This is a genomic window from Spirosoma sordidisoli (assembly GCF_004138325.1).
Taxonomy (GTDB): domain Bacteria; phylum Bacteroidota; class Bacteroidia; order Cytophagales; family Spirosomataceae; genus Spirosoma; species Spirosoma sordidisoli.
Genome location: NZ_SBLB01000015.1, coordinates 78,683 through 88,991, shown reverse-complemented (window position 1 = coordinate 88,991; position 10,309 = coordinate 78,683). Strand labels below are relative to the sequence as shown.

6 protein-coding genes are annotated in these 10,309 nt (G+C 54.0%); 4 read left to right on the top strand and 2 right to left on the bottom strand.

The window, feature by feature from the left end:
* Positions 1 to 875: 875 nt before the first annotated feature.
* Together EQG79_RS29990 and EQG79_RS29985 are read right to left on the bottom strand one after the other, a co-directional pair.
* On the bottom strand, positions 876 to 2,204 hold the full coding sequence (locus tag EQG79_RS29990; RefSeq protein ID WP_077920087.1) for a RagB/SusD family nutrient uptake outer membrane protein: 1,329 nt from the start codon (positions 2,202 to 2,204) through the stop codon (positions 876 to 878).
* Between the two features lie 52 nt (positions 2,205 to 2,256).
* Positions 2,257 to 5,220 (bottom strand): SusC/RagA family TonB-linked outer membrane protein, encoded by a 2,964-nt coding sequence (locus EQG79_RS29985; protein ID WP_236648610.1) that lies wholly within the window; start codon positions 5,218 to 5,220, stop codon positions 2,257 to 2,259.
* A 254-nt stretch (positions 5,221 to 5,474) separates the two neighbouring features.
* On the opposite strand from EQG79_RS29985, the gene EQG79_RS29980 reads away from it, so the two are divergent.
* From EQG79_RS29980 to EQG79_RS29965, 4 genes are all read left to right on the top strand, one after another.
* Entirely contained in the window at positions 5,475 to 6,620 is a 1,146-nt protein-coding gene (locus EQG79_RS29980) for a DUF819 family protein (RefSeq protein WP_129606813.1), read from the top strand.
* Positions 6,621 to 6,755: 135 nt separating this feature from the next.
* Positions 6,756 to 7,838, top strand: a complete 1,083-nt coding sequence (locus tag EQG79_RS29975) for a sulfite exporter TauE/SafE family protein (protein WP_077919820.1) — start codon at positions 6,756 to 6,758, stop codon at positions 7,836 to 7,838.
* 77 nt (positions 7,839 to 7,915) lie between these two features.
* Positions 7,916 to 9,121 (top strand): trans-sulfuration enzyme family protein, encoded by a 1,206-nt coding sequence (locus EQG79_RS29970; RefSeq protein WP_077919821.1) that lies wholly within the window; start codon positions 7,916 to 7,918, stop codon positions 9,119 to 9,121.
* A gap of 48 nt (positions 9,122 to 9,169) precedes the next feature.
* On the top strand, positions 9,170 to 10,261 hold the full coding sequence (locus EQG79_RS29965; RefSeq protein ID WP_129606811.1) for a Gfo/Idh/MocA family protein: 1,092 nt from the start codon (positions 9,170 to 9,172) through the stop codon (positions 10,259 to 10,261).
* Positions 10,262 to 10,309: the final 48 nt, after the last annotated feature.

Here is a 10,309-nt window from a genome sequence, read left to right as displayed (position 1 = left end):
TTTTTTTTGTGAGCATGTCGTTGACATAAAAAGACCTCCTTTCTGGCTTTGGCGTTGTGGTGATGCTCAAAGCTAAGAAAGGAGGTTCCTTTTTGTCAACTCCCTAAAATTCGGGATGACTCATGTTAGAAAAGAAGCATATACTGAAAGTTCAGTATATGCTTCTTTTCTAATGAAGATTGTTATCTTGAGTAGGTAAGGTAACTGCGGAAACTAAGGTTTATGTTTCAGCAACCATAACCGCTCCTTCTTTTGTAGTTGGACCTGCAGGGGCTGTACCAGCGCAGATAGTATCATTTCTGTCCGGCTTAGTAACAGGTGGTAGTTGTGTGCTGATAGCCGCGACAATTTGGGATAATACAGTTGAGAATGCACGCACTCAATGCACAAGAGACATCGAAGTTAACTGCAATTGCAACAATTAATTCATAACTTCCTGTTATTCTACGTCACTAAAGGATTACTAACTAGCGTAGACAACAGAAATCTATTCTGAAACTTCAGCGAAAATGACAACCACACTGAGTCTCAAGAATGTAGTTCGTCGTTTGGGTGTGTCATCAACAGTCTTGACACCCATATTATTATATTTTAGGATATTGGAAGCCAATAACCGACTTTTTCACCCTATCCTGCTCAGTATTTTAGTCATTCAATGTGTGTCATTGTACTTCTGGCTCAATGAGAAAACGACCAACCGGTGGTTGAATTTCACAATAGCCATTGGCATTTTCATCATTATGGTGGCACTTTGGTATTTTCTGAATTGGTACACAATTACCCGTCACGGCTAGGTTGAGAATAAAAAAAATCACCAGGAGTACATCATACTTTTCAGTCTGCGTACTCCTGGTGAAGCGTAAATCAAGCTCAGTCTATGGGTTGAACTTGTCCCAGTTCACTTCGGCCACCGGCCGCTCGAGCCGCTCCAGCACCTTCATGTTGGCTACCGGCAGAATGATCTCGTTCAGTTTGTTGTACCGACGCATATCGACCCAGCGGTGACCTTCGTAGAACAGCGAGTACAGCCGCTCTTTCAGGATGGCGTTGATCAGCGCATCTTTCGTGGTGGCTCCGGCGTAGTTAGGCAAACCAGCCGCCGTCCGGATGACGTTGATTAGACGCGTAGCTTCCGCTGCGTTGTTTTGCTGAGCCGCAATCTCGGCAGCAATCAGTACCAGCTCTTCGTTCCGGATAATAGGAATGGGGTCGCTGCCGCTCGTGTACATGTTCGTCAGGTAAGGGGTGCTGTAGGTTACGCCCGATGTGTAGTTCAGCGGAGTAGCCTGCTTCCGGACTTTCGAGAGCCGCTTGTCCCCGGCTTCAGCCGCATCAAACACCTCTTTAACCCCTACGATCTGGCTCGACGAGGTATTCAGCAATGGGTTCTGAATATCGGGCGGAGTTGGGTTGTAGGTATGACGAGGGCCTGCATTCAGGTCGCCGGTCGCGCTGTAGAACGTCTGGGGCAGCAGTGTAGCGGCCTTCGCCCAGTCGGCCTGATAGATGGCAACGCGAAGGGCAATGGCTCGGTTAAACCGCTTGAACGTTGACGGGGTCGTGAACCCGGCAAAGCCCGATGGCAGCGAAAACGGAAAAGCAGCCCCCGCCTGATCGAGTTGCGAAGCCCCGTCGTCGAGAAACTTGGCAATACCAGCCAGTGACTCAGCGTAGGTAGCTGCTTTGCTTGGTTTAAACGGATCTTCCACGTTCAGACGGACACCGTTCGTTCCCTGAGCATTCAGCATCTGCAGGTAAGCCAGTCCTTTGAAGGTGTTGGCAATGCCCCGGTACGCGTTCTTTTCAGCGTCAGACACGGAGCTGGTGTTGTTGGTAGCCGCCAGGGTGATATTGGCCTGACGAACGGGCAACCCGAACCCGGTGGTGGCGGTGTTGTAGAACGCCGAGTTGTCGATGGGGCGCAGTCCGTTCAACTCCGTCATCCAGCGCGATTCGGTACCGTTGAAGTTGAACAGCTCTTTACCAATGGTTCCGGTTACCAGCAGGTAGGTAGACAAGCCATTCCGGGCCAGCGAAAACTGACCGACCGACAGCGCGTCCAGCTGGGCTTTGGTGGCATTGTTGGTTACAGCCCCTACGCTGGGGAAGTTTGGATCAATGACCTCTTCCGTCTGGAGCGGATTACAGGCCGTCAGGCCACCCACCAGCAGGCTGGTGAGCACAATTGATGTATGTTTTTTCATGAGTTTCATTTTTAGGAACGTGAACGTACGTCTGACTGCATTTCGGTCGTTTCTAGAAGTCAACAGCGAGGTGGAACATCATCCGACGAACGGCGGGCGTAGAACCCAGGTCGACACCACCACCCAGGGCCAGCGATCCGAAGTTCGAGTTCTCGGGGTCGTAACCAGCCGTATAGTCGGTCCAGCGCAGTACGTTGTTACCCGATACGCCGACCCGAATGTTGCTGACAACATTGCCAAACACACGCTTCAGCGCCGGCGCAGGAATCCGGTAGTACAGAGAAACCTCGCGCAGCTTCAGGAAGCTGTAGATACCCGGGTTATAACCAGGCTTGGGGTTGCCACTTTCGTCCAGTCCGTTGGCGTTTTGCCGGTAGATACCGTTCGGCGTTTTACCATCGTTGCCAGCGTCGTCCGTCTCATTCCAGTCGTAGGTGTTGCCGCCTTCATCCCACAGGACGCGGGTGAGTGACACGACCGTGAACTTGTGCCGGTAGTTGAGCAGCGCCGAAAATTCGAAGTTCTTCAGGAACGTAATCCGGTTGTTCAGCGATAGCTCGTATTTCGGCTGAGCGTCGCCGTAGCTCGTCCAGGAGGTGGCGTTGGCCGGATCGGTCCGGGGCTGGCCTACGATCTGCGTTGGCGAATAGGTGGTCCCATCGGGATCGGGACCTTTCACGCGCCACTGACCGAACGTAGCACCGAAACCACCCGTCAAGCGCTCAGGAATGGCCAGGCGGGTAATCTTTGAGCGGTTGTACCAGAAAATGGGCTGTACAAACCAGCTGAAGTTGCTGCTCCGGACAACATCAGCGCCCAAGGATATTTCTACCCCTTTGTTGGTCAGGTCAGCTGCGTTAATCTGGGTCGAGGTTACACCCGTTGTTGGTGCGGTCGTCAGCGGCTGAATCAGGTCGAATACTTTCTTGTTGTACATCGTCAATTCGCCCGTTACCCGGTTGTTGAACAGGCCGAAATCGATACCATACTCCAGCTCAGTTGCACGCTCGGGCTTGATGGCGGTGTTACCCAGCACCGTCGATGGCACCAGACCGCCCAGACCGCCGATACCCACTACCTGCAATTGCGAATAGGTTGTACCGAACGTCGGCAGACCAGCCGTTTGCCCGTAGGCTACGCGGAATTTCAGCTGGCTAACCGTATTGCCGGCCCAGGTACCGAAACGAGCCGCGTTGACCGCCAGGGCAGCCCGCGGAAACGCATAGAATTTATCGAACTCGCTGTTGAGTGTCGATTTGTCAAAACGAATACCAACCGAACCGATCACCTTGTCCTCGAAGTTGGCATCCTGCTGAGCAAACACACCCACGTCGGTATTTTCCTGATACTCGACGAATCCGTCGATTACCTTACCACGCGATGGGTTCGACACACCCGCGGGCAGGCCTGTACCCCGCACGTAATTCGAGCGCAGGTACTTGAACAGCCGCACAGCGCCCGCCGAGGTTGTCAGATTCAACCGACCATCCATAACCGCCTGCGTATAGATGGCCGACAGCTGTACGTTGGAGTTGAATACCTCCGTGCGGGTATCCTGCGCAAAGCCGGGGTTAGCCTCCTGCCGCTGCGACTGCAGATCGGAAGGCAGCCAGATAGTGGCAAACCCGTTCTGGTAATCCAGACCACCGTTCACCCGGAACGTCAGCGACGATTTGGCGGTGTTGATAGCCCGGGCGTTTACGGTAAAGCCCTGCAGCACCCGGTTGTTTTTCTGGTTGTTGATAGCCCGGTCGCGAACGGCCAGCGGGTTCTCCCCTACGCCCGATCCGTTGTCGGGGTAACGGCCGTTGGCATCAGGATACAGGTTAATATACGGCTTGGTATAGGGCAACGAATAACCGTAGTTGATGTAGGAGTTATCGTTACCGGTCCAGCCACGGTCGTTGTTGCTGACGATGTAGTTCGAGTTGATGCTGAAGTCGAGCCAGTTGGTCAGTTTATGATCAATGTTAGCCCGGATCGAGTACCGCTGAAAGCCTGTATTTTTAATGATACCAGTTTCGTCGGAGATGCTGCCGTTTACGTAGAACTTGGTTTTTTCGTTACCACCCGTGATGCCCAGCCGGGTGTTGCGGATCGCTCCGGTGCCGCCATAGACCACCCGCTCCCAGTCGGTATAGGTACCGTTGGCCCGCGCAGCCTGCAATTGCGGAATCTCCGATGCCGAGAAGTAATCGGTCAGTTTCTGCTCGGTCCAGTCGGCTCCTCCGTAGTAGCTGAGTGCTTTGCTGAAGCCCAGATCCTGTCCGAACGAAACGGTTGTTTTGCCACCTTTACCCCGTTTGGTCGTGATGATGACCACACCGGCATTAGCCCGGGTACCGTAAATAGCAGCCGCCGAAGAGCCTTTCAGCACTTCGATGCTTTCAATGTCATCCGGGTTCAAATCGGCCAGGCGGTTGGCGTTATTATCCTGTGTGCTCTGAGCCGAACCCGCAGCCGCTTTATTGGCAGCCGACCGCCCGTTTGAATACTGACCATTGTCAATATAGACACCGTCTACGATAAACAGGGGCTGCGAGGCCGATGCGCCGAGGGTAGAAACACCCCGGAACTGTACGTTAAAGCCACCACCCGGTACCGAACTGTTCGACACGATGTTGGCACCGGCAATTTTCCCCTGGAACGCGGCATCCGTAGTAACCGGGCTCGTTGCGCCGGTCAGGTCCTTGCTGTCGAGCCGGGTTACAGCATTAGCGAGGTTAGATCGCTTTACGGTCGTAGCCAGACCGGATACAACTACTTCTTCCAGTTGCCGCGTATCTTCGGCCAGGGTAACGTTAAGGGTCGACTGTGAGCCCACTGCAATTTCCTGGCTCAGAAAGCCGATGAAACTGAAACCAACCCGTGCGTTACCGGGAACACTCAGCCGGTAATTTCCGTCAGCGTCGGTGGTAGCGCCCTGAGTAGTTCCCTTCACCAGCACTGATACACCGGGTAATGGATTCCCCTTTTGGTCAGAGACCTTACCCGTAAGCGTCTGATTTTGTGCCATTGCCAGTGTTGCTAAGCCCAAAAACAAACACAAACTCAGTAGTAATTTTCTGTTCATATGTGTTAAACTTAGTTAAAATTAAGTAGTGAAACTTACTGCAAATAACATCTTTGTTGGGCAAATACCGATTTTTTCTAGTAAATATTTTACATATTACACCAATAGCCTAATGATATTTGGGCTGACTGAATCAGCCAATTACCCGAACAACAGTCTATTAAGTATATTTACCAACCCAAGACTTATCTTTTCCTGTGTTTGATTCACTATTCATCCTATTCGTTCTTTGTCTGAATGTGGTTATCTGCGAATGGCTGGCCCGCCAACCTGGTCTGCATCACATCGGAACAGCTCTGCTGGTCATCGTTGTCACTGCCATTGAAGCCAATCTTGGAATCATTCCCACCGTCGAAACCCCCATTTACGAAGGTATCTTTGGCTACGTCGCGCCATTCTCGCTGTTCTTACTGCTGCTCAGTGTTAATCTGAAAGACCTCAGACAAGCCGGCCTGCCGATGCTGACTATGTATCTGATCGGCTCCGTGGGCACAATTATCGGTGTGCTGACCAGCGTCTGGGCCTTTTCTGCACCCCAGACAATCGGAACGCTGTTTTACGCTCTGGCGGGCATGTTCACGGGCACCTATATCGGGGGGAGTGTCAATTTCCATGCCGTGGCCCTTCATTACGGGGTTTCCAAAGCAGGCAATCTGTTCATTGCTTCCACAGCAGCCGATAACATCATGACAACTCTCTGGATGATCGTGACGCTGGCCGTGCCCCGCTTTTTGCAGCAGCGTTTTCCGCGTACACTCCCCACGACCCAAACGGACACGACAGACAAGGGTGGTGGCAATCCTTACCAGGACTCTGAAACCATGACACCCAACGATCTGGCCCTGCTGCTCGCATTGGGTATAGGCTCTATTTTCCTTTCGAAACAGCTAGCCGCGGTCGTTCCGGGTGTTCCTTTCGTGCTTATTCTGACAACCATGGCGCTGGTGCTGGCTCAGTTCAGAGCCATTAATCGCTTACGGGGTAGCCGACTTCTGGGCCTTTTTGGGATATATATATTCCTGGCCGTTATCGGTGCCTACTGCGATATAGCCGCCCTGCTTCGCGATGGCCAGCTGGCCATTATTCTGTTTGGCATGATTTTGCTGCTGGTGCTCGTTCACGGTGGCATTCTGTTCGGAATCGGTGCGCTATTCAGGCAGGACTGGGCCGTGCTGGGTATTGCCTCCCAGGCTAATATTGGCGGGGCTACTTCGGCGCTTGCGCTCGCCAAAAGCCTGGGCAGACCTGATTTGCAGCTACCTGCCGTGCTGGTCGGCACGCTCGGGAACGCAATCGGTACGTACCTCGGTATTTTGATCGCCGAACTTTTGCGAACCGGCTGAACACCAGTCGGCCGATTTGCATCTTTGCCCCTCCTCTGCTTACCTTTGCGGCTACCCTTCATCTCAACAGCGGCACGGACTTGTGCCGTTTTTCATAAGTATATTAATCTATTATCTCGATAGGATTTAAACACTATGCAATCAAACGACATAGTGACGCCTTCGTCAGGTACTGACCCGCTGCCAGGCAAACCGTTTTCGTTCGACCTTACCGGCCTGACTGTCACGCTGGAGGGTGAAAACGCCGAACAGCAGGCCGACCGGCTGCGGGCGGAGTTTCCGGGCATTGGCGTACGCGTTCACAAACCGGTCCGGCAGCGGTATGCCAATCTGTTACGCCGGCGAACGCGCACAGAGATTGCGGTTTACGTCTTCTCAGCCCTGGCGCTGATGGTCGTTGGCCACCTGCTATTCAGCTACTTTACCCTCGATCGGCTAACAGTTATGGCTACGGCCATCGATCTGTCGCCGGATATCTTTTATTTCATCCTGGCCGGTTTCACGGCGCAGATGATCGACGGAGCGCTGGGCATGGCGTATGGGGTAACCGCTACAACCTTTCTGACCAGCGTTGGTATCAGTCCCGTGTTTGCCACGGCCAGCGTTCACAGTTCCGAAATTTTCACCTCGGGCGTGTCGGGCTACATGCACCTTAAGTTTGGCAACGTCAACAGCCGTTTGTTCAAAGTGGTGCTGATACCGGGTGTGATCGGAGCCGCCCTGGGCGCATTCCTGATTACCCAGCTCGCAGACCTTGAGATCGTATCCAAGTACCTGGGGCCAGCCATTTCGGTTTATACGGCCATACTGGGCGCGCTCATCATCCGGAAAGCCCTCGTCAAACGAATTAAGAAAAAGCCCGTCCGACGCATTGGGTTGCTGGCCTGGTTCGGCGGCTTTGTCGATGCCATTGGTGGTGGTGGCTGGGGCCCCATTGTGAACTCAACGCTGATTGCTGCCGGTCGGCACCCGCGTTATACGATTGGCTCGGTGAACCTGGCTGAATTTTTTGTTTCGTTCTCCAGTTCTGTAGTTTTCGCCCTGTACGCTGGCCTGGGCAATTACGGGCTGGTTATTTTAGGGCTGATTCTGGGCGGTATGATTGCCGCCCCGATTGCGGCTCAACTGGCCCAGAAATTACCCGTAAAAACGATGATGGTGCTGGTAGGCATTGTCGTGATCCTGGTCAGCCTGCGAAAGATTATCCTGTTTTTTTGAGTCACGCCACCTAACGGTAGCCGACTTCGTTCCATTCTATACGATTTCAGCCGAACCGTTGGGTTCGGGAGTAAAGCATGCAAAAACAAACCAAAGCCATCCGGACGCAAACCCCGAAGTCGCTCAACCGCGAGCACTCGGTTCCTTTGTACCTGACCTCCAGTTTCGCCTTTGAGAGTGCTGAACAGGGAAAAGCACTGTTCGAAGAAACCGAGCCGGGAAACATCTACAGCCGTTTTTCAAACCCCAACGTATCGGAGTTTGTCGAGAAGGTATGCATGCTCGAAAATGCGGAAGATGGTATTGCCACGGGCACGGGTATGGCCGCCGTTTTTGCGAGTATGGCCGCCCTGCTCAAGTCGGGCGATCACATAGTAGCCTGCCGCGCGCTGTTTGGCTCGGCTCACCAGATCATCACCCAGATTCTGAGCAAGTGGGGCATCACCCATACCTACGTTGACGCCACCGCTACCGAGGCCGACTGGGAAGCCGCCATACAGCCCACCGCCGATCGGCCGGTCGCGCGCATGGTGTATCTGGAAACCCCCTCCAACCCCGGCCTCGAGCTGGTTGACCTGGCCATGCTGGCCCGGCTGAAAGCGAAATACGGATTCATTCTGAACGTCGACAACTGCTTCGCCACGCCCATCCTGCAAACCCCGCTCGATCTGGGAGCCGACCTCTCGGTTCATTCGGCCACGAAGTTTATGGATGGCCAGGGGCGGGTGCTGGGTGGTATCGTGGTAGGGCGGGCCGACCTGATTCAGCCCATCCGGTTTTTTGCGCGCCATACGGGCCCTTCGCTCTCGCCGTTCAACGCCTGGGTATTATCCAAAAGTCTCGAGACCCTCGATCTGCGGATGGAGCGCCACTGCCGCAATGCCCTGGCGCTGGCCGAAGCCCTCGACGCGCACCCCGAGGTTGATCGGGTGTTGTATCCGTTCCTGCCCTCGCATCCGCAATACGAACTGGCGAAAGCACAGATGAGTGCGGGTGGAGCCATCATCACCATTGAACTCGAAGGTGGTTTCGACCGGGTCAGCGCGTTTTTCGATGCTCTCCAGATCCCCACCCTTTCGTCTAACCTGGGTGATTCGCGCACGATTGTAACGAACCCCAACACGACCACCCACGCCAAACTGAAACCCGACGAAAAAGCCGCCCTGGGCATTACGCCCGGTCTGATCCGGATTTCTGTCGGTCTGGAAGCGGTCGAGGACCTGATCGCCGATTTCGGGCAGGCGCTAACGGTCAGTGCCGATATAGTAAAGGAACGGGCCTAACGGATTTATTGGTAGTACTATACCCATAACCCATAAATCCCTACGCTCATGATTCGTCGTTTAGTCCTGTTGTTTTCCATATGCATACTCGCTCAGGCAGCGGGCGCGCAAACTACGTCCGGCAAAGTACGGGTGGGCGTGGCCGGTCTGGTCCATTCACACGTCCACCAGATTCTGGGACTAAACGGAAAGAGTATCGAAATTGTCGGCATTGCCGAGCCGAATCGGGAGCTGGCTGAGCGGTTTGTGAAGCAGTACAAACTGCCCATGAGTCTGGTCTACAACACCACGGTCGAAATGATCGACAAAACCAAACCAGAAGCCGTAACGGATTTTGGCCGGATCGTTGATCATCTGCAAACGGTGAAGGTATGCGCTCCGCGGGGCATCCACGTCATGGTCGAGAAGCCGCTGGCCACGAGCTATGCTGACGCAAAAGAGATGGCAGCCCTGGCCAGAAAGCATAACGTACAGCTTCTTACCAATTACGAAACAACCTGGTATACGAGCAATCACCACGCTTACGGCATCACGCATCGCGATAAAGCCATTGGCGATGTTCGAAAGATTGTTGTCCACGACGGCCACCAGGGGCCAAAAGAAATCGGGGTTATGCCCGAGTTTCTGGTCTGGCTTACCGACCCGGCCACCAATGGGGCGGGTGCCTTGTTTGATTTTGGCTGTTACGGGGCCAACCTGTCGACCTGGCTCATGCGAGGCCAGCGCCCTACATCGGTTCTGGCCGTTACTCAGCAGATCAAACCCGACATTTACCCCAAGGTAGATGACGAAGCGACCATCGTTTTGACGTACCCAACGGCTCAGGCCGTCATTCAGGCGTCCTGGAACTGGCCCTATGCTCGGAAAGATATGGAGGTATACGGCCAGACCGGCTCTGTCTTCACCCTCGACAAGTCGCGCATGCGTATCCGGCGGACAGAGAAAGAGGCCGAACAGGCTCTCGAAGCTCCCGCCACGGCCGCCCCGGCGGCTGATCCATTTGCGTATCTGGCCCAGTTGCTGCGGGGACAGACCAAACCAGACGAACTTACGTCGGTAGAGAACAACCTGATTGTCATGGAAATTTTAGATGCCGCGCGCCAATCAGCCAAAACGGGCAAAGCGGTTAAATTACAGTAATCGAATCGGACGGGCCCGTCGAGGTCCGTTGCGGTTCTGGAGGCCATA

What these genes read in the sequence shown, in the direction of transcription:
- EQG79_RS29990 (WP_077920087.1), bottom strand. Translation starts at nt 2,204, where the DNA reads ATGAAAAAACATACATCAATTGTGCTCACCAGCCTGCTGGTGGGTGGC.
- EQG79_RS29985 (WP_236648610.1), bottom strand. Translation starts at nt 5,220, where the DNA reads ATGGCACAAAATCAGACGCTTACGGGTAAGGTCTCTGACCAAAAGGGG.
- EQG79_RS29975 (WP_077919820.1), top strand. Translation starts at nt 6,756, where the DNA reads ATGCAATCAAACGACATAGTGACGCCTTCGTCAGGTACTGACCCGCTG.
- EQG79_RS29970 (WP_077919821.1), top strand. Translation starts at nt 7,916, where the DNA reads ATGCAAAAACAAACCAAAGCCATCCGGACGCAAACCCCGAAGTCGCTC.
- EQG79_RS29965 (WP_129606811.1), top strand. Translation starts at nt 9,170, where the DNA reads ATGATTCGTCGTTTAGTCCTGTTGTTTTCCATATGCATACTCGCTCAG.